Raw genomic sequence first — 21,534 nt, forward strand, 5'->3', positions numbered from 1 at the left:
CCCCCCCCGCTACATACGGCCTCGACCAGCTACCGGAACCTCCGCATAGGTCGAGGATGATTTTCTTCTCGCTCACCGTCTACCTCCCAAAGTAGATGCCGCAGTCCTCGCAGCAGATGACGTCGGCTCCCTGTTCAAATTCGGCCTGGTAGATGTACCCCTGCCCGTAAAGGTCCGAGTGTTCGCCGCTCAGGACGTCCCGTGCGGTCTCCCAGGCCCGCGCAACGGCGTGGGCCTCTCCAGGGTTTTCAGCCCGGTCCGGCCACACTACGCCGGTCCAGTAGAAGCGCCCGTACTGCCGGTAGGCCGTGAGCACTTCCTCCACGGTGTCCGGGAAGCGGTCATCCTCCATCCGGTTCAGGATGACATCGCCCACACGATGGCGGCACAGGTCGCAGCAGGCGTCACCGCCCGCCTCCTGGTAGATCGCGCAGGCCAGCATCTCAACCTCTTCCTCGGTCCAGCCGAAATAGGGCGAGACAGTGGGGACCGGCGATGCGGTGAGGGTAGGCGTCGGGTCCAATACCTGGACCGGATGCGCCGCCGTGTCCTCTTGCTCATCAAAGGCCGCGCCTCTGGCCTGCCCCGGCGTAAACAGGGCACTCACGAACACCAGGGCGCACAGGGCGCCGCAGGCAAGGGTTATCGTCCGTTCTTTCACTTGTTCCATCCTCTCCGTTCATAGAATTTTTCTTCGTTCTCGTAGGCTTCCTCTACGGTTTTAATGCCACAGTCCCTAAGATTTCGCATGACGCTCTCAATGTACCCCCAAAAGAGCTTCCCGCGCTTCCGGCCCTGTTCAAAGGCGTAGCCCAGCAGCTCCTTGTTTTCCTCCGGGAACGATATAGACCACTCATCTGTTTCCTCATCATGGTACTGGACCATGATCTGGAAGAACGTCCGCTTCTCATCGTATGGTCCAGGGGTCTTGCCTGGAAAGAACTCTGCCCACAGGTGGGCGGTTGTCTCCGCAAGCTCCACCCCCAGGGCCTCCGTGTAGCCGAAATAGCTTGTCGGGTCCTCTTTGAACTCTGCCAGGAAGTCTCCCTCCAGGTCATCCGGGGGCGGCTGCCAGCCCTCCATCTCTTCCACTGAGCGGAGATGGTAGGTGCTGGGCCGCCCCTTGATGCCAGGGGTGAAGTCCAGATAACCGCCGTCTATAAGCTCCTGTCGGGCGGATATGGCAGTCCGTTTTGCCGTGGTGTTTATCATCGTGCATAGCCTACTGTTGTCCAATGCGAAGTGCTCCGGCCAACGCAGGCTATTGGCTAAATCCATCAGCTTGTACCATAGGAGCTGCGCGGCCATGGATAGAGGGGTCCGCCTCATGCGGTTGGCGAAAGCTCGGTGCTCCATGATGTACCTCAGGCGGACCCCTCCTTTCCGTGGATTTGAGGCCGCCCGGCCTCATGGGTTTCACTCCATCGTTACAGAGCTACCGTCTTCGCCGCCGGTCACGATGATATTTTGACTGAACCGCGCTTTCATGGTCGGGTCATGGGAGATAGCCAAAATCCGCATATTGGGGTTTCTGGCCGCCATGTTCACCAGCGCGTCCGCGTAAGCCTCCGTCCCGTCCGCGTCCAGGAAGGGCGGCTCGTCGATGAAGAGCATACCGAGCTGGACGCCCGCCCGCCGTGCCTTGACGTCGGCCAGGCCCAGGGTGACGGCCAGGGCAATCTTGACCTTTTCGCCGCCGCTGTGGGACTGATAGGGCCGGTTCCCGCCGGTGATGGTGTTAATCCAGACCTCCAGGCTGTTGACTACCGTTTTCGTGCTCTTCTGCTCGCGCTCGGTGCGGATGTCAACGGCCATGCGCCCGCCGGTCATGGCGGCCAGGATGTCGTTGCTCTGCCTCATAATCTCCGGGACTACGCCCCGGATAATCATGTACTGAATACCGTCCAGGCCAAAGGCTTGAGTGAGCACCGTGTAGTCATTCAGGGTGGCCGCCGCGTCCTCGATGTCCCGCCGGAGCTTTGCCGTCTGAGCTTCGGCCTCGGAGATCGCCTCCAGCTTGGCCTTGATGACCCCGCGCTGGGTGGCAAATTCGGTGAGGCTCTTCCGGCGGCTCTCCAGGACGGCCCGCAGGCCCTTAACGTCCCCAGGCGCTTTCGGTGCTCGCTGCCGGATGTCCTCGGCCTCCTGGTGCGCGGTGATGACTTTCCGGGTCAGCTCTGCAATCTCCAGGCGCAGGCGCTCAAGCTGCGGCTCCAGGGCGTCGGCGGTCGCGCCGGCCGCTTGGCAGTCGGCCAGATGTCCGGCGATGGGTTCATCGTCTTCGATGCTCTTCTGCGCGGCCTGGTACTCGATGACCGCCAGCCCCAGGGCCGCCCGCTCCGCGTCAATCTCCACAGTCCGCTCCTTGGCGTCCTGGGCGGTCTGCTCGGCGGTCTGGATGGAGGCGGTGATTTCCTCCAGCTTCGCTTCCGCCGCCGCGATCTGCGGCGCGATGGCGGTCATGGTCCGGTAGGTATGCTCCTTGGCCTCCAGCTCTGCTAGGTCCCCCGACGGATTGCCCAGGGCCTCATGCGCTGCCAGGGCCTCTTCATAGGCTTTCGTCAGCTCTTCATACCGGGCGCGGTCCTCCGCTTTCATGGTCTCCAGGGAGTAGGACAGCTCCGGGATGGCGGCCTGAGCCGCCACAGCGGACACCAGGAACTTGCAAGTAGCGGTCTCCGGCACGGGGCAACCGCTGTCGGCCAGCTTCCCGGCCTCCGCCTGGGCCGCCGCAAGGCGGGATTGCAGCTCCCCGATGCGGACCCGGCTGTCTGCCAGGTGCTTGTCCTTGGCCTCCCGTGCGGCCAGCAGCGCCTTGGTGGTCTCAAAGGACTTGGCAAGCCGCTCCTGAGCCTCCGCTTTCGCCGGGGCCAGGGCGTCAAGCGCGGCCTGGGCCGCCTCCACGTCTGGCTTTCTGCCGATGATGTCCTGATACTGCCGGAGCTTTCTCCGGGCCGCCTCCGCGTCCAGCTCCGCCTTGCCGATTGCTTCCCGGAGGCGGGCCAGCTCTTTCAGCAGCTCCTTGTCCCGGTCCACCTTGGGGGAGAGGTCCTGGAGTTTGGCCCGTGCCGCCTTGACCCTCTCAGCGGCGTCCTGGGCGTCTCTGAGGCCGTTTGCAAGGTGGCGGGCGTCCTGGTATTGGCCCTCCAGCTTCTCCAGCTCCAGGGCCTTTCTGTCGCGCTCCCGGTCATATTCCTTGGCCTGGGCGTCCTTGTCCTCGGCCTGCCGTATCACTTCGGCAAGCAGGGCCTCGGCACTCTCCAGCGCCCGGATGTCCGCCTCGCCGGATGCTACGTCATGGACAGCTTCGTCCATCTCTTCGGACAGCACCATGTCCTCATCCAGCAACTCATCCTTTTCGCTGATCTGCTCGCCCAGGACGTTGATGCGCTCCTTGAGGGCGGCGATGGCGCGGCGCTGCTCCGTAGCGGACGCCTTGGCGATGTCCCCCATCCTGCCGTAGATGTCCAGGCCCAGGAGCGCGGACAGGACCTCCATGCGCCGGTCGCTGTCGGCGTCCAGGAAGAGGCCGTAGGCGTCCTGCCGGATGAGGGCGATACTGCAAAAGGTGTTGCAGTCCATACCGAGCAGCCGCTCAATGCGGGCCTGGGTCAGTTTCATGGTGGTGTCGCTCTCATCTGCCCAGGCGTCCCCCTCCGGGTTCCACCGCTGGAGGGCCAGGGTACCGCGCCCGCTCTTGGTCCTGGTGCGGATGACCCGGTAGTCCTGCCCGCCCAGGGCAAAGGTAAAGGTGATGCTGCCGCTCTTCGTCCCGTCGCGGACCCAGCCGCCGATGTCCTCTTTCCGGGTCTGCTCATAGAGGCAGTCCGCGATGGCGTCCATGAAGAGGGAGGACTTGCCGACACCGTTCTGGCCGTTCACCATTGCCATGTGTACCGGGGAGAAGTCAAAGGCCGCCTCCGTGTAGCTCCGGTAGTTCTTGACCTCAATCGTCCGGGGCATAAATGCTCCAGCGTGTTTGCTGTCCTCGCGTCCATCGTCGGCCTGCTTGATGATCGGCGCGGCCAGCTCCATGAGGCGGGCCGCTTTCTCGCCTGTGATGTCGTTGGTCTCCAGCCAGCGTGACAGGCACTCGGCGGGGCCGTCGTGCTCCGTGAGCTGGTCCTTGGCGTCCAGGGCCTCCACGTCATCCGGGATAATCTCGGCCACATAAAACGCGCCAGCGTCCATCAGGCGCTTTTGCAGCTCGGCCCGGTTAAAGGCTTTTTCCTGCTCCAGTGTGCAGGAATACCGGACCCGGACCACGCGCCCCTCCACGTCCCCAGGATTGAGGGTGCCGCTGGAGATGAAGTCTGCCACGTCCTGCTGCTTCATCGTCACCGTCCGGTGTACTCGCTCCGGGGTGCGCTGGAACTCCGAGACAACGCTCCGGTCCCCGTCTGAAAGCTGGTGCAGCCAGAAGCCGTGAGCGGTCCCCTCATCGTTGAAAGTGAGCTGGTTCACGCTCCCGCAGTAGTAGGCCGGTGTGGTGGAGCTGAGACGCTGGGGCTTGTGGATGTGGCCGAAGCAGGCCAGGTCCACGCCCGCCGCGTCGATGGTAGCCGGGAGGACCACCACATCCTGTCCAGCAAGGAACGTGCTGCCGTTGTCTGCCTCGCTCCCGCTTACCGTGTAGTGAGCCGTGAGAATGGAGGGGAGGCTCCTGTCCAGCTCCGTAGCCAGCCCCAGGATGATGTCGTTGACAAGGGCGGTGGCGTTCCGGTTCTCCGTCTCCTTGTCGGCGCCGGGGCAGAAGAGGCGCAGCCGCGCCTTGTCGAAGCCGGGGACGGCCATAATCTGGACCGGCCCCTCCGATGTCACCAGACGTTCCACCCTCGGCTCGGTGTAAATGTATAGGTTCTTGAGGTCGGGCGTCGCCTTGCGGATAACCTCAAAGGCGCGGGGGTTATCATGGTTCATCGTGCCGAACAGCAGCACCACCGCGTCGCTGTACTCGCACAGGGGGACGATGAAGCGGGAAATGGCGTCGTTGACGTCATCCAGGGCGGTGTCGGCCCACACGCGGGACCGATTGAAGAGATCGCCCGCGATGATGGTCACGGTCGGCCCCTCCGTCCGGGCCTTGTTCACGATGGCGTCCATGCACCGCAAGGTGTCTTGGCGGCGCAGATTTGCGCCGCCCCTGGTGGGGCCTGCCAGGTCCCCCAGGTGAATGTCGCCGGTGTGCAGTATCTTAATCATGGCCTTTCGCCTCCTCATCCTCTCGCTTCTGCGCCCTCGCGCCGTCCAGGTAGGCCGCCCAATAGCGGGCATCGTCAAGGTTGTAGCCGCTCTCTTCCTCCAGCCGCTTTTCCGCGAACTCAATAACCGTCATCTCCGCGCTCCTTTCATCTTCTCCTGACACTCAGGGCAGAGGACCCGCCCATAGGTGCGCTGACTATACCCGGCAATGTCCTCCGCGCTCCACTTACGGCCATTCCTGCTCTGACCGCCGGTAATCTCCCGGCGGCACTCCGAACAGAACACGCCCTGCGGCTCCGGGTCCGCCCAATCCGGGGCAGCTCCGTACTCCGGCGATCTGCTCCAGCTATCCTCCGGCTCTTCCGGTGCCTCATCCCAGGGCATAGGCCCCTCATCCTCGTAGGGGGTGACGGTCTCGGCGGCCTGCGCCGCCGGGAGGCTCGCCCTGGACGCCTGGGTGGGCATCTCAAAGAGCATACCCATCGACTGGAGGTAGTTGCTCGCCACGGCCTGCTTGATTTCCGGGGCGTCCAGGTTGGGGACCACGCGGGCCACGACAAAGGGCTTTTTCAGTTCCTCGTAGGCGTAGGTCCCGGCCAGGCCCAGGGCGGCCCGGATAGCCCGCATAAAGGCTTTGCTCTCAGCCATGGCGGTGCGGTGGGGGAGGAAGCGCCTGAACTGTTGACCGTTGGCTCCGTCTTTCATCCCGGCGGCCTCCAGTGTGCAGTCAATCTCCTTGGTGGCTTTCATCAGCCGGAAGCCGCCGGACGGCTCCGGGACCCGGATAGTCACGGTGACAGCTACGTCGTGGACGTGCTCACAGGTGCCGCATACCCTGGGCTTTCCGGTGGCCCGTGCCATTTCAATGCACCGCTGGCAGCCCTCGGTCCGCTCGGTGGCGGTGTCCACGATGCTGATGTTGGCCGCCGCAGCCAGCTTCATGCCGCCTACCTTGGTGATGGCAAAGGCGCTGCTGGACTTCTCGTAGTAGATGTCCTTGCTCGGCCCCCGGTTGGAGCTGTCCTGCCGGACGTCGAGCTGGACCTCGGAGACGGTGATCCGCTGGAGGTTGCTCGCTACCTGCATGGTGGTGACGGGGACCAGGACGTTGTACTTGTCCTTGGGGTACTTGTTGAGTTGGACGATGGCATTTTCCATATTGGGTAATCTCCTTTCGGCTTGACAGGGCCGGTAGGAATGTGCTACAATAACTCCAGGTTAGTTATTTTCGCGCTTGGCCGCTTCCCGTTGCACCGGGGGCGGCCTTTTCCTTTCCTAAGCCAATCAAGATGATGTCGTTGATACTCTCTTCCAGCTTCCGCAGGAAGTCCAGGGCCTCCATGAAGTCGGTCCGCTCAGAGGCATCTATCACGCCGTCAAAGGCGATTTCCTCCAGGCGGTCGGCCACGTCTTGGCCGTCCTCGATGAGCCGCCGGACCCTGAGCGTCGCATGGGCAAGGGGACGGTCGGTGGCCGTTCTCCCGATTGCCCGTCCTACCGGACAGGTGGCGCAATACCTGGGTAGGATGTCCGGGCTTTGGTAGCACTCCGCATAGACCAGGGCGTCTTCCGGCTCCATCTCCACGTCGCCGCGCTCATGGCGGCCTATGGTCTCCGGCGAAAACGGAACAACAGTCGAGGCCGTTCCGCGGCTGACAAATCCGGCCCTCATCCTTGCCTCCCGCAGATACGCGGGGGGCTTTTTTGTTGCTGTGATAGCCACTCTCATTCACCCGCTTTCTGGTATGATTTTGGTAGATGGTTCAGACCTGGGGCGCGATGCACTTCAACCGGCGGGCGGCTCTCATGGCGTTGTCGGTCAACTGCCGCTGCCATGCGCCCTGCGACGGCGCCCACCGGAAGCCCTCTCCCTTGAGTTCGGTTCGGACGTCCGCGTCGGGTTTCCCATCGAAGATGACCTGGAGGCGGTTCTCCGTGGTGTTCACCACGACCCGGCCCCCGTCAAACTCCCAGCCCTCCGGGGTGCTCTCGGTCCGCTTCTTGAGTTCTGCGATCCGGCCACGGATGCGCCGGATATTGGCGTTGTTGTTCTGGAGCGCGTAGGCCGGATAACCGATGCGCCCGCAGAAGTCCGGCTCTCTGAGCTTGGCGATGTCCTCCGGGGTGTAGCCCAGCTCCGCGAGCTTGGCGTCTCCCTTGGCCGGGTCTTTCATACGGATGGCGGCGTTGGCCGCTTTCATCATCTCCTGGTGCTTCTCCAGGGCGGCGAGCTTCGCCTCCAGCTTCTCCACGGCCTGCGGGTCATCGGAGCTGATACCGCCGGTGCCGACGCTGCGGATTTTATCAAGCAAACCCTGGATGTAGTTCCACTCTTCCAGGTTGCGGTCTCTGGCCGCGTTCTGCTTCTCTTTCTTGCGGACCGGGAAGTTGTCGCCGCCGGAGATCAGGATGGAGGGGCAGCGGGCCTCGATGGAGTAACTGGCGTTCATGTTCTCGGCCAGCTTGCGGCAGTAGGTCTCCAGCAGCCGGTCGATTTTCTCATGGTACATGGGGTCCACGCGCTGCTTCTGGCGCTCGGCCAGCTCGGTAGCCGCGTCCACCATACGGCGGTACTCGGCGGTCGCGCTCCCGGCCTTGTAGTCCCGGAAGCTGTTCATGTCGTTGGCGCGGCGGGCGGCCTCTTCGTTGATGGTATGGTAGCTCATTTCCTCGCGGCTCCTTTCTTGGTCTTCACAATGCAGATCAGGGCGTCCGAGCGCCACACATCGTAGATGTCCTGGAGCTTGTTGGTGTTGCGGTAGTTCCGCATACTGTCATAGCGCTTCTTGGCCTCTTCCGGGGTATCGTACTCAAAGACCATGTTCTTTTTCTCGCTGTCCGCGAGGAAGACCTTGAGCGCGGCTGTCTCTTCACTGTCCTTGCGAGCGTTCTTCCGCTGGGGGAGCACTTGCAGGTTGTAGGTTATTTTCACGCTTATTCCTCCTATGCCGAGTACACAAGATGGTCCTCGGTGATGATGTCTGCCCAGGTCATACCGTCCGTACCTGGGATGGGGTCATCCAGGCTCACCGTCTTAATGCGCCTGGATTGCTTGTGCTGCTCATGCCCGATTGCACTCCGCATGGCAGCGCAGGCGATGGTGGTAAACTCATAGCGGTAAATGTCCGGGCGGGCGAACCACCGTTTCACGGCCAGCAGATAGCCGAAGACGGCAACGTCGAGGTATTCATCCACCGGGAGGCCCCGATGTCTGACGTACCACTCTACAAGCCGGTAATGCTGCTCGGCTACGCTCCGTTCCGCCGGAGACAGGGGTGTGAGAGTTTGACGCCTGCACATAGTACCCCCCCCGCAGCTTTGCTTCATCGCTCCGGCCCCCTCTCAGCAGTAGATCGGGTCCCTGCCGCGGGGGACGGTCTCGCCCTGGAAGCAGCAGCCGCAGAACTGCCAGATACCGTTAGGCCACGTTCCGGCCACACGCTTGAACGTGTAGTAGGTGGGACGGAGCCGCCCGGTCTCCGGGTCCTCCCGGTGGGAGTACGGCTCACCCATCTGAGCGCACCGGGCGCTCATCGAGGCCGGAGGCAGACAGTCCATGGCGTCATCCACAACGGCCTGCTCCACATAGTCGCCTATCTCTGCCTTGGAGTAGTCGAAGTTCTCCTGGGTGAAGATCGGCTTACCGTCGTACTCGGTCGGAGCGTCGGCGCGGTCGCACTTGTAGGTCCACATGATTTTTTCTCCTTTCCTTGGCCGGTCCAGGTTCTCAGCTCCCAGCCGGTGAATACTAAGATTGCCGCGCTCGCAGGGATTGAAAAGGCCCCGGCGGTCTGGATTTGAAGCTGAATGACATCAATCATCAGCAGAATGAGGCGGGCCGTCACCATGGCCGCAAGGCAGAGGATGGATAGCCGGTAGTAGCTCCGGGCGTAGGCCCGGCGTCTCTTGCGCTTCTCCACGGCTACGCCCCCCGTCTCACGGGCGCGTTCAGCTCATCCAGGCCGTAGCGCTCATGGAAATACCGCTTGATGACGCGCCCGTCACAGGTGCATTTGCCCTGGTCCTCCAGCTCGCGGTTGAGGCTCTTGATGACCTTGTAGCTCTTGGACTTGGAGTAGCCCAAAATCCGCATCACGTCCTCCACGAAGTAGAACATATCGCGGGCGGTCTTGAGGGGCTTCGTCGCCATGGGTCATGCCTCCTTTTGCTCGTAGTTCGCCATGTACTCCCGGACAATGGGGATGAGCTGGTGGCCCGCACAGCGGCCCGTGGTGGTCTCGATCAGCGTCGTGTACTTGACGCCGGACCGCTCGGCCAGCTCTTTCACCGTCATTCCGGTCTGTGCGGTGAAGAGCCGGACCTCAATGCCGAAGTCGGTCTTCGGCTTAACTCGGTTTGCCGTTCTCATGCTTGGTTCCTCCTTGTGTCTAATTTATACGGCTTGTTTTTTGGGTGGTTTTGGTATATACTGTTACCAGGTGTCCCGGCGCGGAATGAAGATAAAATCTCCATCTACCGGGTCGCAGGGTTCACCGTCAAAGGCGTTGCCCTGCTTGGTGCAGATGTCCGGTTTCCGGCCAGCTCGCGGGTCCACGTCCACCAGGAGGCGGCCCGTTCCGTCATCGTAGACCGGGCGGCTCCAGCTATCTCGGCCACGGTGGAAGATGGGCAGCAGTCCGCAAGTGTGGGGGTGGTAGGCCACGCCCACGGCGTTCTCCAGCTTTCCAGCCGGCGTCCCGTAGATGCTTTCCCCGTTGGGGGTCAGCAGGGACAGCATCTCCGACATCGCGGCCCCGTCCCGGACGTGCCAGTAGGTGATCGGGGCGGCGTCGCAAACGACGCTGCGCCCTCCCGACCGGATGCGGATGACTTCGCACCCACAGTTCTTGCACTTCATCGGTATCAACCTCCAATCGCGGCCCGCTCCGGCGCACCGGACAGGCGAGTTGTCGGGTCAAATTGCTTGCCGTCCTGGTAGCCCAGGGCGCGGTAGGCGTCGCGCCAGCCGCCGGTCTTCTCCTTGCCGAAAGATGTCTTCTTGCCCATGTCGGCCATGTTGTCATCTACGGCCTTGGGGACCACCATCACAAGGCCCCATTCCTGGTGCTCTTCTTCCTGCTCGCGGAAAGCAGCCGCCACGCCACGGGTGAAGCCCCATCCGTAGGCGTTGCACTTCTCACGGTAGGTCCCGGACGGGTCGCTGGGGTCCCGCTTGATGTTGGCCTTGATGGAGGCCATCACGCAGTCGTAGGCGTAGAGGAAAATCCTCTTTGCAATCTCGAAGTCCTCTTCCAGCCCCACCAGGCCAATCCTGTTCGTCTTGCAGCCAGCGCCCCGGTTCCGGTAGGCCCGGCAGCAGTAGTGCTCCGCGATGATAGCGGAGAGGGAGACGGCCCAGGGGTTCGTCATAGCGGTGCAAGTGACGTCCAGGACCTCCCGGATGACTTTCACCTTGTCGGCCTTAACGACCTCTTCCGGCCTGAGCTTGTGCTCAGCCATGAGTTCGCGGGCCTTGAGCAGCGCGGCCTTGGCCTCGTTCTCATTCGGGCTTTCTGCCAGGGCCAGCAGCTTAGCGATTTTGTCCTTGATGTTGGTTGCCATTTGGTTAGCTCCTTTCGCACTTGGCCGCCGTTGCACCGGCGGTTTACGGCCTCTTGGTGTTGTAGTCCTTGAGCCTGATTTGGAGGGTGATTTCCTGCTTCCCGATGACCGCATACTCCAGGCGGGCTTCCAGAACTCCGGGGGACCCGTGCAGCTCCAGCCACCGCAGGCTCTTTGCGGTTCCGATGGTCTTAGGTCCCTCCTTGACGGTCACGGGAATATCATCGCTCGCCGCTCCGATGCAGCAGAGGAAAGACAGGACGCTTAGCCTCTTAGCCAACTTCATTCTCTCCTTTCAGCCATTCCAGGCACTCGGCCTTGGTTCCAAACTCTTCCGTCCAGGCATGGCCGGTGCTGTTGTCAATCCCGGTCCAGGTGCCGCCGGCCTCTCCCACCAGGAAGAGGCCCAGCGGCTCATACCGCCCGGTCTCAAAGCCGGAGGCCAGCAGATCGGCGGCCTCGGCCTGGGTGATTTCCTGCGGCTCCATGGCGTCTACTCCTTGTGGGCCGCCCGGTACGCCCGGTTCCGGGCGGTGAGGGCCTGGAAGAACTGCTTGCCGTTCTCAATCCCGCCCAGGATGCAGTCAAGCTCCCGCTCACAGGCCGCCTGCTTGTCTGCGTCGCCGCTCAGAAAGTGGGCCGCGATTTCGGCGTCCAGCTCGCACAGCCGCATTTCCGTTTCATAGTCAATCTCGGTGCTGCTCAAGGAGTAGATGTCGGTCTCAGTGACATCCACCCACCGGACGCCCTTGTAGACCTTGCCGGTAAACCGGGTGACGATACCGTCAATCTCGGCTTCCTGTTCCTGCATAGCCTTGTTGACCGCGCAGCAGGCGAAGCTATTTTCCATGCCGCTGTCCCGCATGGCCTCGCAAGCGCCGATGAGCTGCTGGTAGCAGTTCCAGGCGATGCGCCGGTCATCATGGGTTTCCTCGAAGCTCTTGAGGATGTCCGCGTACTTGTGGGTGAGGACTTCGCGGTGCAGATCGTACTTGTTGCGTTCCATAGGTCAGTTATCCTTTCCGCCGGTTGCACCCGGCCTTGTGGCTTCGGGATGGTCCAGAGGTTGCCGTTCGTACCGCCGTTACCGCCTGCCGGTCATCCCCGGAGCTATGCCCGCTTCCGACCCGGCTTTCACTGCCGCTTCCTGTTTTATCCTCTGGCCCGTTCCCTGGGCCGTTTGTTTTTGGGTTTTTACCTTATTCCTTTGGCTTGATTATATTATACCACATCTGCGTGTTAAGTCAATATTATTAGCAAGCGAATGTGAGAAAATTTTTACCTTATTTTTTGGGTATTTTGTATTCCAGATTGGAGGTGTCTGAATGACGATTTGCGAGCGACTGTTTGAAGAGCTTGACCGGCGCGGCCTGACGGCCTACGGTCTTTGCCGACACCTCGGAGTGGCTACAAGCGTCACTACTGGATGGAAACAACGTGGGACGGACCCGCCTGCAAAATACGTGGTACGCATTTGCGAGTTTTTGGGGTGCTCAATCAGCTACTTCCTGACCGGCAGCGACACGGAGCCAGAAACAAAAAAATCGCCCGCCCCCGGAATATCCGAGAACGGGCGAGAGATGCTGGAGCTTTACGAGAAGCTGCCGGAACGGGAGCAGATACTCTTGATAGGCCGCCTCCAGGAAATGACCGCGCCCCTGCTGGGCGAAGTCAAAAAGGGCGGAACCACCGAGGCCGCGTCCTCAAGCGGACGGGCCGTGTAATCTACGTCGATTTCAGGGGGTGATACCATGCAGAAGATAAGCCCGCAGACCGAGGCGCGTCTATCGGCCGGCGTCCAGAAGTTCCAGCCTATCCTACGCCGCGCCCAGCTTGCGGGCCGGAATGAGAGCGACACGGTAATGATAATCACGGACATTCTCTGTGAGGTCTTCGGCTATGACAAGTACGAAAACATCACTTCCGAGCTGTGCATCAAGCAGCAGTTTTGTGATCTGGCCGTCCAGCTCAACGGCAAGGTCCGCCTGTTGCTGGAGTGCAAGGCGGTGAGCGTGGCCCTCCGGGATGTCCACGTCTCCCAGGCCACAGGCTATGCGGCCAGCGCGGGGATTGATTGGGTGGTGCTCACCAACGGTATCACCTGGAGAATATACCAGGTCCTCTTCGGGAAGCCGGTGGAGACGGTGCTTGTCTGCGAGTTCAACTTCTGCGAGCTGAATGTGAACCGGCCAGAGGACTACGCGCCCCTCTACGCGCTGAGCGTCGAGGCTTTCCAGGAAGAGGGCAACGCGGCCCTGTCCCAGCTCTACGCCCAGCGCCGGGTCCTCAACCGCTTCATAGTGGGTCAAGTCCTCTTGAATGACTGGATGATTGGGACCATTCGCCGCTCCCTGGAGCGCCACTACCCAGGCGTGAAGATGGATGACGGGGAGGTCCGGCGCATACTCCGGGAAGAGGTCTTCCGCCATGAGATCGTCGAGGGACCCCAGGCAGAGGACGCCCGCCGGGACGTGGACGCCGCCAACGCCCGGATGCGGGCCGCGCAGAAAGAGCGTCGGAAATAGCCTGTTGAAAACTCTGTGGAAAAGCTGTTGAAAACTGGACCACCGAGAAAGCGGCCCGGAAAATAAGGTATCAATTGATACCGCATTTCAGAAAATAGGGTATCAATTGATACCGCAAACCCAAAAAATGTGGTATCAATCAGCACCCCATAATAAGACAGTATGTATATAAGACTTAGTAATTATAATATTCCTCTATTATGCGCGTGCGCGTGCGCGAATAGAGCGTACATCGGTATTGGAGGTTGTGAACTGTGGAAAACTTGCCTATCGGCTATCTGAGCTGTCGGAGCTGCGGCTCCATCGAAAACTGCGCGGACCTGGTCTCCGGCCTCTGCCCTGTGTGCCGGAGGGAGAGGGCGGCCCACCTTGCCCAGCTCCAGAGTGACTACCAGGAGGCGCTGCAAGCCGGGGACCCCGCCGCCTCTGCGGAGATCGCCCAGCTCATCCTGGACTACCAGCAGTCCGAGGGCGTCCGGCTCAAGAACGTGCCGGGGGCCTACCGGGTCTCCTGAAAAGGGGCCTGCGCGTGTTTGGCCCATGGGAGGCCCTATAAGCGCTTCTCCGCTCCGGGGGTCCTGGTATATTCATAGGCCCCCTATCGCGGCTCCTGGTCCGTCCTGCGCCCGCCCTGGCATGAATTTGGGAGACTTCCGAAAGGGTGATTGAAATTCCAGCATACAAAGACGAACTGAGGAACACATGGTACGCGTCGTTTTACTACACCGACTGGCAGGGCAAGCGACGCCTCAAAAAGAAACGGGGCTTCCAGCGCAAGAAGGACGCCCAGGCGTTTGAAGAAGAGTTCTTGAGGACCCGCGCTCGGAGCTGTGACATGACCTTTCGCTCTTTCGCGGAAATCTACCTGGGGGACATGGAGCCGCGTCTCAAGCGGACCACCATGCAGAACAAGCGGTATCTCATCGAGCACCGGGTCCTCCCGTTCTTCGGGGACCTCCCACTCAACGAGATCACCCCGGCCCACGTCCGCAAGTGGCAATCGCAGCTTCTCGCGGACAAGGTGGCTCCGACCTATGCGAAGACCATCAACAACCAGCTTTCAGCCATATTCAACTACGCCTGCAAATACTACGGCCTGGGTATCAATCCGGCCAGGCTCGCCGGTAGCGTGGGCAAGAAAGACGCCCAGGAGATGTCATTCTGGACGGTGGAGCAGTTCAACGAGTTTATCCCCCACGTCAAGAAGCTGCCCGCCCGGACCGGCCTGTCGGTCCTGTTCTGGACCGGCCTGCGGATAGGGGAGCTGCTGGCCCTCTGCCCGGAGGACATAGACCTGGAGGCCCGGACGCTCACCGTCCGCCGGAACTTCCAGAGCGTAGAGGGCGAAGAGGTCATAACGGACCCAAAGACGCAGCGGGGCCGCCGTGTGATACCGCTGCCGGAAAAGCTGTGCGATGAGATACGGGCCTATGAGAACGCCCTATACGACCCCCAGCCGGATGACCGGCTCTTTCCGTTCACGAAGCACTACTTCCGGCGGGCGATGCTCAAGGGGTGCGCGGAGGCCGGCATGGACCCTATCAGGCTCCACGATCTGCGCCATTCCCACGCCGCCCTGCTCATCCACCTGGGGACGCCTATCCTGCTGGTGAAAGAGCGCCTGGGCCATGAGGACATACAAACGACGCTGCGGACCTATGGACACCTGTACCCCACCACCAGCGATGAAGCGGTCAAAAAGATGGATGATTTGATGCGTTAATGCCAAAGTAATGCCACGGAAACAGAAAAAGCCCCGCAAACCCTTGATTTATCAGGGCTTGCGGGGCTTTTGTACTTTATTCCCACTCGATCGTAGCGGGCGGCTTGGACGTGATATCGTACACAATCCGGTTGATATGGGGCACTTCGTTGACAATCCGCACGCTGATCCGGTCCAGCACCTCGTAGGGAATACGGGTCCAGTCGGCGGTCATGAAGTCTGTGGTGGTGACAGAGCGGAGAGCCAGAGTGTAGTCATAGGTCCGGCCGTCACCCATAACGCCCACGGAACGCATGTTGGTGAGCACCGCGAAATACTGGTTCATGGTGCCCTCCAGATGGGCCTTAGCGATCTCGTCCCGGAAAATGAAGTCTGCCAGGCGCAGAGTGTCCAGCTTGTCCTTCGTCACCTCGCCGATGACCCGGATGGCAAGGCCCGGACCCGGGAAAGGCTGGCGCATGACCAGATACTCCGGCAGGCCCAGCTCCCGACCAAGCTGACGGACCTCGTCCTTGAAGAGCATCCGCAGGGGTTCGATGATCTCCTTGAAGTCCACATAGTCCGGCAGGCCGCCCACGTTGTGGTGGCTCTTGATGACGGCGGCGTCGCCGGTGCCGGACTCGATCACATCGGGATAGATGGTGCCCTGGACCAGGTAATCCACCTGGCCGATCTTTTTGGCCTCCGCCTCAAAGACACGGATGAATTCCTCCCCGATGATCTTCCGCTTGCGCTCCGGCTCGCTGACGCCGGAGAGTTTGGAGAGGAACAGCTCCTCCGCGTTGGCCCGGACGAAGTTGATGTCCCACTTTTTGAAGGCCTCCTCCACCTCGTCGCCCTCGTTCAGGCGCATGAGGCCGTGGTCCACAAACACGCAGGTCAGCTGGCTGCCTACGGCCTCGGCTACCAGGGCTGCCGCCACGGAGGAGTCCACGCCGCCGGACAGGGCCAGCAGCACCTTGCCGTCCCCCACCTTCTCCCGGATCTGGCGGATGGCAGTCTCCTTGTAGTCGCCCATGGTCCAGTCGCCCGCTGCGCCGCAGACCTCATACAGGAAGTTGCGGATCATGTCGGTGCCATGCTCCGTATGATTGACCTCCGGGTGGTACTGGACGCCGTAGAAGCCGCGGCCCTCATCGCAGATGGCCACATTGGGGCAGGCGTCGGAGTGGGCCACCAGAGCGAAGCCCTCCGGCACCTTCTCCATGTAGTCCCCGTGACTCATCCAGGTGATGCCCTGGGCGGGAAGGCCCTTGAAGAGCTTGCAGGCCGAATCGAAATACGTCTCGGTCTTGCCGTACTCCCGGGCGGAGTCGTCCTGGGCCTCGGTAACCCGGCCGCCCAGGTTATGGGCCATCAGCTGACAGCCGTAGCAGATGCCCAGGATGGGCACGCCCCAGGTGAAAATGGCCGGGTCCACCTGGGGGGATTTGGGATCATACACGCTGTTGGGGCCACCGGTAAAGATGATGCCGATGGGATTCATGGCGCGGATGTCCGCCAGCGGGGTGGTGTAGGGCTTTACCTCGCAGTAGACGCCGCACTCCCGGACCCGGCGGGCAATGAGCTGATTGTACTGTCCGCCGAAGTCCAGCACGATGACAGTCTGGTGAGACAAGGGAATTCCTCCTTTGTGTAAATTCGGTTTATGAGATCTCTGCGCCGCCCCACTCCACCAGGGTGAAGCCGGTACGCACCGGGGCGGCCAGCGTCTGGGGCGGAAGCTCCACGGAGCGGTCCAGCGGCTTCCAGGCCATGAAGACCCGCAGCACCGTGTCCGGCGCCGGGTCTGCCGTGAGCCGGGCATGGTCCGTGTAGGAACTTGTCTGGAAGGCGATCAGATTATAGGCGTTCCCCTCCATGTGGGGCAGCCAGTAGACAATAAACTCGTTGGCCTCCCGGCGGTTCAGACCCAGAGTGGCCAGGGTGTCCTCCAAAAAGGCGGCGGTGTCCCTGCCTGGTACGCAGAAGCCCTGGGAGAAGTCATATTCCGTCCGGCTGACGCCCTCCCAGTAGAGGTAATTGTAGGGCTGACCGACCGCGTCCGTCAGCGTCCCGTCGGGGCTGGCGGTGACCATCCAGGAATTTCCATTCATGACGGGATAAACACAGGTCAGTTCCCCGTCATAGTCCAGGGTAACGGTGACATCGGTCTCCGCCTCCGGATAGAGGTAGATGACCGGCTTTGCGTCGGCTCCGCCTCCCGGCGGCGTACAGCTGGGGAGCAGCGCTAGGGCCAGGGTCAGCAGTACCAGAAACAGTGGGGGCCGTTTCATGGAAAAGTCCTCCTTTTTCTGATGCGCCGGAAGATAGGGAACGATCGTTCCGCTATCCTATCAGACGGAAAAAAGAGACGAATCTTACAGAGTGCCGCGGAAAATGCAGAGGATCAGTCCTCGCCCCGGAAGACGATGTTGCCGGGCTCGGCGGACTCGATGATGGCCAGGGACTTCAGGTTCACACCCGCGGCCCGCAGCCGGTCGCCGCCGCCCTGGAATCCCTTTTCTACCGCGCAGCCGATGCCCACCAGCGTGGCACCGGCGGCGTTGACGATGTCGCACAGGCCCCGCATGGCTTCGCCGTTGGCCATGAAGTCGTCGATAATCAGGACCTTGTCGTCGGCGGAGAGCCACTCCTTGGAAACCAGCAGCGTCACCTTTTTCTTATAGGTGTAGGAGAAGATGTCGCTCTGGTACAGGCCGCCCTCGATGTTGTCGCTCTTGGCCTTCTTGGCGAAGATCATGGGCTTGTGGAAGTGGTGGGCCACGATGGCGGACAGGGCGATGCCGCTGGCCTCGGCGGTGAGGATCATGGTGACCTCGTCCATATTGAAGTGTTTGCCGAACTCCTCTGCGATATGGTCCATCAGCTCCGTGTCGATGCGGTGGTTCAGAAAACCATCCACCTTGATGATGTTGCCGGGCAGCACCTTGCCCTCTTTCACGATGCGGTCTTTCAGTTCCTGCATGGGTGATTCCCCCTCGATCTGTCTGTATTTTGCATGGTTTTATGCCAAATTTGATCTTTTTCTATTATCTCGAATCCTGCCGGATTTTGCAACTGTTTTTGCCCACAAAAAGAAGGTGCTTCCTCCGGTGGATTTGCATAGGACGGACAAAACGCGGCAAACGCCGCGCCGTGGAAGGACACGGCGCGGCGTTGGGCATTATTTCCCCTCCAGCTTGTCGGCGGCAGCCTCCAGCCAGCTGCCCTGGAAGGACTCGATGTCTCCGGCGTCGGTAAGGGCGGCCAGGGCCGGGTCGATGGGCATCTCCGCCAGCACGGGAAGATGGTGGCGCTCCGCAGCTTCGGCAGTTTTGCCCTGGCCGAAGAGATGGATCTGCTTCCCGCAGTCCGGGCAGGTGACATAGCTCATGTTCTCCACCAGGCCCACGATGGAGACCTCCATCATCTCTGCCATCTTCACGGCTTTCTCCACCACCATGCTCACCAGCTCCTGGGGAGAGGCCACGATCACGATGCCGTCCAGGGGAATGGACTGGAACACACTGAGGGACACATCGCCGGTTCCCGGCGGCATATCCACGAACAGGTAGTCGCAGTTCCACAGCACGTCGGTCCAGAACTGCTGGACCACGCCGGAGATGACCGGGCCCCGCCAGATGACCGGGTCCGTCTCGTTGGGCAGCAGCAGGTTGGTGCTCATCACCTGAATGCCGGTTTTGGACACCATGGGATACAGGCCCGCCTCGCTGCCTGTGGCCTGGCCGTGGATGCCGAAGGCCTTGGGGATGGAGGGACCGGTGACGTCGGCATCCAGAATGCCGACCTGATGGCCCCGGCGGCGCATGGTGACCGCCAGCTGGCTGGTGACCATGGACTTTCCGACGCCGCCCTTGCCGGACACGATGCCGAACACCTTACCGATGTGGGCTTCGGGATGGTGCTCCTTCAGCAGGGACTGGGGTTCCTGCCGCTCGCTGCAGCTCTCGCCGCAGGTGGAGCAGTCGTGGGTGCATTCGCTCATAGTATGGATATCTCCTTTTTTCGCTTTCGCGTAATTGATAAACACAGGCTCCCGGCCCCGCCGCTGCGGGGAACGGGGAGCATTCCATATCTTATACCTCTACCGCCGCATCCGTCAACCGCTGGACGAAAACTTCCCTGTCTCCGGCAAAAAATTCCCCCTCCCGGCTGTGGCAGGTGAAGAGCAGGATCTGCCGGTTCCCGGCGGCCTCTTTCAAAAACTGCAGGGCCGCAGCGCAGCGGCTGTCGTCAAAATTGGCCAGGGCGTCGTCCAGCACGATGGGCACCTGCTTCTCCGGCGGCAGCACCAGCTCACAGATGGCCAGGCGCACCGCCAGATACAGCTGGTCCAGCGCGCCGGCGGAGAGCAGGGCGGCATCCCGGAACACCGGGTCTCCCACAGGCTCTGCCGAGAGGCGGAAGCTCCGGTCCAGCACCACACCGGCATAGTGGTTGTCGGTCAGTCGGGAAAAGATCTCCGCTGCCCGGCGGCCCAGAGCGGGAGAGAAGCGGTTCTGCAGGGCGGTGTTGGCCCCCTCCAGTGCCTCCATAGCCAGCCGGAGAGCGCTGTACTCCGTTTCCAGCCGCTCCTTTCGGGCAGCCAGGTCCTCGGCAGAAGCCCGCAGCACCGCGGGATCGCCCGCGGCGTGGAGCTGGCCGTCCAGACGGTCCGCGGAGGAGCGGGCCTCCGCCAGTGCGGCGCGGACCCGGTCCAGCTCCGTGGAGATGGCCTCCCGGCTCCGGACGGGAGCGGGGACATCCGCCTCCGGCGTGCCGGGAGCGGGCGCCTGCTGGACCTGAAGCTCATAGCGCATCCGTGCCTCCCGGGCGGCGGTCTCCGCCTCCGCCAGCTCCTTCCGCCGGACGGCACAGGCCCGGAGCAGCTGGTCCGCCGTGGGGATGTCGAAGGCGTCGGGAGCGAAGCGCCGGACCTCCAGCAGGATGCCCTGTTCGTTGGAGGAGAGACTACTATATAAGGTGTCCGCTGCGGCGGACTTGGCGTTGACACTGGCCTGGGCGGCGTCCCGGGCCTCGCACAGCTTGGCGTAATCCTCAGCCAGCTGGCGGATGGCATCCAGGTCCGCGGTGCCGAAGCGCTTCAACCGGAGTTCTGCCCAGCCGGCCTGAAACGCCCGCTTTTTCAAAAAGAGAGCGAGGGCGCACACGCAGGAGAATCCGGCTAGCATGGTGAGAAGCGCAAGCAGCTTGCTGTGGCTGCCTGTGAGAAAAAGTACCGCATAGGTCACGACGAAACACAGTGGGACACCAATTAAAAAAGTCAGCACGCCGGGGACCGGATTCCATTTGACAGGCTCGTTCTCAGTTCCTGCGGCCTCTCGCCGGGCGCTCTCCGGACTCTGCCCGGCAAAGGGACTCTCATTCACAGCGGCCTCCGCCCGCAGCAATGCCTTCATGGCCTCGTCCCGCTCCGACCGGGCCTTGTCCACGGCTCTCCGGGTGGTCTCCAGATTGACGATGGCGCCGCGGAGCCGGGCGATGGTCTCGTTCTCCGGGATTTGGTCCTGCTGAAGCCGCTCCTGCACCTGCGCGGCGCGGACCTCTGCCTGTTCCGCCGCCGATGCGGCACCGGAGAGGGCCTGGCGGCGCTGGGCGGCCTCCCAGCGGTCGCAGTCCGTCAGTTCCGCCTGTAGGATCTCCGCCCGACGGGACAGAGCTTCGACCTCGGAGCGGGCCTGCACCAGCTGCCGGGCCAGAGAGTTGCTCTCCGACAGCTGACGGTCCAGTTCGGCCAGCTCCGTCTCCAGAGCGGGGAGCTGCCCGGTCCTGTTATGGCGGCGACGATTCAGCTGCTTTTTCAGGGCATCCGCAGCCTCTGTATAGGAGGTGCCCTCCTCTCCGGAGGAGATCAAGGCCGCGATGCGCCGTTCCAGCTCGGCGTCCTGGCTGATGGGCAGGTTATTCTGCCGGATAAAGGCGCTGCGCTCAAAGACCTCCCGGCTGATGCCCAGCAGGGTCTCGCCGCAGGCGGCACCGGTCAGGCCCGGCACAGGCTCGTTGGTACCGGCGTATACGGCACTGAATTCCCCCATGGGGCTGGTCTGCCGCCGGGTGGCGCGGGTCAGAGTCAGCTCCCCCAGTTCCGTGCCGCAGTCCATCCGGCCGGACATGGCCGCGCCTGACCAGGGAGCAAAGCGGTTTTTATCCGCAATAAAACCAGCGCGGTCCCGCTCCCGGCTGTTGACACCATATAAAATAGAGAGCAGAAAGGCGCACCAGGTGGACTTTCCAGTCTCGTTGGGGGCTTCGATGATATTCAGACCGTCCCCCAGCTCCAAAGACCGGCCCTGGAGTTTGCCGAAGGTGGCGGTCATACGATGAATCCGCAGATCAATCCCTCCTACTATGTATACATTTTATTTCCATGGACATTATACCACTGTCGCCTCCGTTTGCACAGCTTATTTTCCCGACCTGCGCAAGGGGAAAGGGGACGAAAGCCGGAGAAATCGCCACAGTAATCAGAAAAATAAAAAAACCTCGAAAAAGGTATTGACAAAAGGGGAAGGATTTGGT

General features: G+C 61.8%; 26 protein-coding genes. 4 read left to right on the forward strand and 22 right to left on the reverse strand.

Features of this window, described 5'->3' with window-relative positions:
- Positions 1–79: 79 nt before the first annotated feature.
- The 17 genes from HMPREF1546_RS13965 to HMPREF1546_RS14040 form a co-directional block, all read right to left on the reverse strand.
- Complete coding sequence (locus HMPREF1546_RS13965) at positions 80–661, reverse strand: cell wall hydrolase (RefSeq protein ID WP_036630966.1); 582 nt, start codon at positions 659–661, stop codon at positions 80–82.
- On the reverse strand, positions 658–1,212 hold the full coding sequence (locus HMPREF1546_RS13970; RefSeq protein WP_198016082.1) for a DnaD domain protein: 555 nt from the start codon (positions 1,210–1,212) through the stop codon (positions 658–660). The genes HMPREF1546_RS13965 and HMPREF1546_RS13970 overlap by 4 nt, the downstream gene beginning before the upstream one ends.
- Positions 1,213–1,416: 204 nt before the next feature.
- On the reverse strand, positions 1,417–5,202 hold the full coding sequence (locus tag HMPREF1546_RS13975) for a metallophosphoesterase (protein WP_021750487.1): 3,786 nt from the start codon (positions 5,200–5,202) through the stop codon (positions 1,417–1,419).
- Positions 5,195–5,335 carry a hypothetical protein gene (locus HMPREF1546_RS19280; protein ID WP_021750486.1) on the reverse strand — a complete coding sequence of 47 codons (141 nt, stop codon included), beginning with the start codon at positions 5,333–5,335 and terminating at the stop codon, positions 5,195–5,197. Before HMPREF1546_RS19280 ends, HMPREF1546_RS13975 begins: the two co-directional genes overlap by 8 nt.
- Positions 5,332–6,360: a hypothetical protein gene (locus HMPREF1546_RS13980; protein WP_021750485.1), complete on the reverse strand. Its 1,029-nt coding sequence runs from the start codon at positions 6,358–6,360 to the stop codon at positions 5,332–5,334. Before HMPREF1546_RS13980 ends, HMPREF1546_RS19280 begins: the two co-directional genes overlap by 4 nt.
- Before the next feature lie 64 nt (positions 6,361–6,424).
- Positions 6,425–6,874 (reverse strand): hypothetical protein, encoded by a 450-nt coding sequence (locus HMPREF1546_RS13985; protein WP_036630963.1) that lies wholly within the window; start codon positions 6,872–6,874, stop codon positions 6,425–6,427.
- A 91-nt stretch (positions 6,875–6,965) separates the two neighbouring features.
- Complete coding sequence (locus HMPREF1546_RS13990) at positions 6,966–7,868, reverse strand: DUF3560 domain-containing protein (protein WP_021750483.1); 903 nt, start codon at positions 7,866–7,868, stop codon at positions 6,966–6,968.
- A complete protein-coding gene (locus HMPREF1546_RS13995) occupies positions 7,865–8,134 on the reverse strand; it encodes a hypothetical protein (protein WP_021750482.1) in 270 nt (89 codons plus the stop codon). Before HMPREF1546_RS13995 ends, HMPREF1546_RS13990 begins: the two co-directional genes overlap by 4 nt.
- 11 nt (positions 8,135–8,145) lie before the next feature.
- Complete coding sequence (locus HMPREF1546_RS14000) at positions 8,146–8,502, reverse strand: hypothetical protein (protein WP_036630973.1); 357 nt, start codon at positions 8,500–8,502, stop codon at positions 8,146–8,148.
- Positions 8,503–8,544: 42 nt separating this feature from the next.
- On the reverse strand, positions 8,545–8,895 hold the full coding sequence (locus HMPREF1546_RS14005; protein WP_021750480.1) for a hypothetical protein: 351 nt from the start codon (positions 8,893–8,895) through the stop codon (positions 8,545–8,547).
- A 229-nt stretch (positions 8,896–9,124) separates the two neighbouring features.
- Complete coding sequence (locus HMPREF1546_RS14010; RefSeq protein WP_021750479.1) at positions 9,125–9,352, reverse strand: hypothetical protein; 228 nt, start codon at positions 9,350–9,352, stop codon at positions 9,125–9,127.
- Positions 9,353–9,355: 3 nt separating this feature from the next.
- Positions 9,356–9,571, reverse strand: coding sequence for a toxin-antitoxin system antitoxin component Xre domain protein (locus HMPREF1546_RS14015; protein WP_021750478.1), 216 nt, complete (start codon positions 9,569–9,571; stop codon positions 9,356–9,358).
- 63 nt (positions 9,572–9,634) lie between these two features.
- Positions 9,635–10,060, reverse strand: a complete 426-nt coding sequence (locus HMPREF1546_RS14020) for a hypothetical protein (RefSeq protein WP_021750477.1) — start codon at positions 10,058–10,060, stop codon at positions 9,635–9,637.
- Positions 10,061–10,065: 5 nt separating this feature from the next.
- On the reverse strand, positions 10,066–10,764 hold the full coding sequence (locus HMPREF1546_RS14025) for a DUF2786 domain-containing protein (RefSeq protein ID WP_021750476.1): 699 nt from the start codon (positions 10,762–10,764) through the stop codon (positions 10,066–10,068).
- A gap of 43 nt (positions 10,765–10,807) precedes the next feature.
- The gene (locus HMPREF1546_RS18970; protein ID WP_036630961.1) at positions 10,808–11,044 is read right to left on the reverse strand and encodes a hypothetical protein; all 237 of its coding nucleotides are present in this window, start codon (positions 11,042–11,044) and stop codon (positions 10,808–10,810) included.
- Positions 11,037–11,252 carry a hypothetical protein gene (locus HMPREF1546_RS14035; protein ID WP_021750474.1) on the reverse strand — a complete coding sequence of 72 codons (216 nt, stop codon included), beginning with the start codon at positions 11,250–11,252 and terminating at the stop codon, positions 11,037–11,039. Before HMPREF1546_RS14035 ends, HMPREF1546_RS18970 begins: the two co-directional genes overlap by 8 nt.
- A gap of 5 nt (positions 11,253–11,257) precedes the next feature.
- Complete coding sequence (locus HMPREF1546_RS14040; RefSeq protein WP_021750473.1) at positions 11,258–11,770, reverse strand: hypothetical protein; 513 nt, start codon at positions 11,768–11,770, stop codon at positions 11,258–11,260.
- Between the two features lie 319 nt (positions 11,771–12,089).
- Here HMPREF1546_RS14040 and HMPREF1546_RS14045 point away from each other — a divergent pair, with 319 nt between their 5' ends.
- The 4 genes from HMPREF1546_RS14045 (at position 12,090) to HMPREF1546_RS14060 (ending at position 15,012) form a co-directional block, all read left to right on the forward strand.
- Positions 12,090–12,488, forward strand: coding sequence for a helix-turn-helix domain-containing protein (locus HMPREF1546_RS14045; RefSeq protein ID WP_021750471.1), 399 nt, complete (start codon positions 12,090–12,092; stop codon positions 12,486–12,488).
- Positions 12,489–12,515: 27 nt separating this feature from the next.
- Positions 12,516–13,289, forward strand: coding sequence for a type I restriction enzyme HsdR N-terminal domain-containing protein (locus HMPREF1546_RS14050; RefSeq protein WP_021750470.1), 774 nt, complete (start codon positions 12,516–12,518; stop codon positions 13,287–13,289).
- A 254-nt stretch (positions 13,290–13,543) separates the two neighbouring features.
- Complete coding sequence (locus HMPREF1546_RS14055; RefSeq protein ID WP_021750469.1) at positions 13,544–13,804, forward strand: hypothetical protein; 261 nt, start codon at positions 13,544–13,546, stop codon at positions 13,802–13,804.
- 146 nt (positions 13,805–13,950) lie between these two features.
- A complete protein-coding gene (locus HMPREF1546_RS14060) occupies positions 13,951–15,012 on the forward strand; it encodes a site-specific integrase (protein WP_021750468.1) in 1,062 nt (353 codons plus the stop codon).
- Between the two features lie 76 nt (positions 15,013–15,088).
- Here HMPREF1546_RS14060 and guaA read toward each other — a convergent pair whose 3' ends face one another.
- The 5 genes from guaA to HMPREF1546_RS14085 form a co-directional block, all read right to left on the reverse strand.
- Positions 15,089–16,630 (reverse strand): glutamine-hydrolyzing GMP synthase, encoded by a 1,542-nt coding sequence (gene guaA, locus HMPREF1546_RS14065; protein ID WP_021750467.1) that lies wholly within the window; start codon positions 16,628–16,630, stop codon positions 15,089–15,091.
- Positions 16,631–16,658: 28 nt separating this feature from the next.
- A complete protein-coding gene (locus HMPREF1546_RS19705; RefSeq protein ID WP_021750466.1) occupies positions 16,659–17,288 on the reverse strand; it encodes a hypothetical protein in 630 nt (209 codons plus the stop codon).
- 113 nt (positions 17,289–17,401) lie between these two features.
- Positions 17,402–17,980 (reverse strand): xanthine phosphoribosyltransferase, encoded by a 579-nt coding sequence (locus HMPREF1546_RS14075; protein ID WP_021750465.1) that lies wholly within the window; start codon positions 17,978–17,980, stop codon positions 17,402–17,404.
- 198 nt (positions 17,981–18,178) lie between these two features.
- Positions 18,179–19,000, reverse strand: coding sequence for an Mrp/NBP35 family ATP-binding protein (locus tag HMPREF1546_RS14080; protein WP_036630958.1), 822 nt, complete (start codon positions 18,998–19,000; stop codon positions 18,179–18,181).
- A gap of 91 nt (positions 19,001–19,091) precedes the next feature.
- Positions 19,092–21,332 (reverse strand): ATP-binding protein, encoded by a 2,241-nt coding sequence (locus HMPREF1546_RS14085; RefSeq protein WP_021750462.1) that lies wholly within the window; start codon positions 21,330–21,332, stop codon positions 19,092–19,094.
- Positions 21,333–21,534 lie beyond the last annotated feature (202 nt).

Origin of the sequence: Oscillibacter sp. KLE 1745, from assembly GCF_000469445.2 — a bacterium.
Classification (GTDB): Bacteria; Bacillota; Clostridia; order Oscillospirales; family Oscillospiraceae; genus Oscillibacter; species Oscillibacter welbionis.

Bases quoted from the DNA above. Each gene is read 5' to 3' on its own strand.
- HMPREF1546_RS13970 (WP_198016082.1), bottom strand. From the start codon at position 1,212: ATGATAAACACCACGGCAAAACGGACTGCCATATCCGCCCGACAGGAG.
- HMPREF1546_RS13975 (WP_021750487.1), bottom strand. From the start codon at position 5,202: ATGATTAAGATACTGCACACCGGCGACATTCACCTGGGGGACCTGGCA.
- HMPREF1546_RS19280 (WP_021750486.1), bottom strand. From the start codon at position 5,335: ATGACGGTTATTGAGTTCGCGGAAAAGCGGCTGGAGGAAGAGAGCGGC.
- HMPREF1546_RS13980 (WP_021750485.1), bottom strand. From the start codon at position 6,360: ATGGAAAATGCCATCGTCCAACTCAACAAGTACCCCAAGGACAAGTAC.
- HMPREF1546_RS13985 (WP_036630963.1), bottom strand. From the start codon at position 6,874: ATGAGGGCCGGATTTGTCAGCCGCGGAACGGCCTCGACTGTTGTTCCG.
- HMPREF1546_RS13990 (WP_021750483.1), bottom strand. From the start codon at position 7,868: ATGAGCTACCATACCATCAACGAAGAGGCCGCCCGCCGCGCCAACGAC.
- HMPREF1546_RS14000 (WP_036630973.1), bottom strand. From the start codon at position 8,502: ATGTGCAGGCGTCAAACTCTCACACCCCTGTCTCCGGCGGAACGGAGC.
- HMPREF1546_RS14005 (WP_021750480.1), bottom strand. From the start codon at position 8,895: ATGTGGACCTACAAGTGCGACCGCGCCGACGCTCCGACCGAGTACGAC.
- HMPREF1546_RS14010 (WP_021750479.1), bottom strand. From the start codon at position 9,352: ATGGCGACGAAGCCCCTCAAGACCGCCCGCGATATGTTCTACTTCGTG.
- HMPREF1546_RS14015 (WP_021750478.1), bottom strand. From the start codon at position 9,571: ATGAGAACGGCAAACCGAGTTAAGCCGAAGACCGACTTCGGCATTGAG.
- HMPREF1546_RS14020 (WP_021750477.1), bottom strand. From the start codon at position 10,060: ATGAAGTGCAAGAACTGTGGGTGCGAAGTCATCCGCATCCGGTCGGGA.
- HMPREF1546_RS14025 (WP_021750476.1), bottom strand. From the start codon at position 10,764: ATGGCAACCAACATCAAGGACAAAATCGCTAAGCTGCTGGCCCTGGCA.
- HMPREF1546_RS14035 (WP_021750474.1), bottom strand. From the start codon at position 11,252: ATGGAGCCGCAGGAAATCACCCAGGCCGAGGCCGCCGATCTGCTGGCC.
- HMPREF1546_RS14040 (WP_021750473.1), bottom strand. From the start codon at position 11,770: ATGGAACGCAACAAGTACGATCTGCACCGCGAAGTCCTCACCCACAAG.
- HMPREF1546_RS14045 (WP_021750471.1), top strand. From the start codon at position 12,090: ATGACGATTTGCGAGCGACTGTTTGAAGAGCTTGACCGGCGCGGCCTG.
- HMPREF1546_RS14050 (WP_021750470.1), top strand. From the start codon at position 12,516: ATGCAGAAGATAAGCCCGCAGACCGAGGCGCGTCTATCGGCCGGCGTC.
- HMPREF1546_RS19705 (WP_021750466.1), bottom strand. From the start codon at position 17,288: ATGAAACGGCCCCCACTGTTTCTGGTACTGCTGACCCTGGCCCTAGCG.
- HMPREF1546_RS14075 (WP_021750465.1), bottom strand. From the start codon at position 17,980: ATGCAGGAACTGAAAGACCGCATCGTGAAAGAGGGCAAGGTGCTGCCC.
- HMPREF1546_RS14080 (WP_036630958.1), bottom strand. From the start codon at position 19,000: ATGAGCGAATGCACCCACGACTGCTCCACCTGCGGCGAGAGCTGCAGC.
- HMPREF1546_RS14085 (WP_021750462.1), bottom strand. From the start codon at position 21,332: ATGACCGCCACCTTCGGCAAACTCCAGGGCCGGTCTTTGGAGCTGGGG.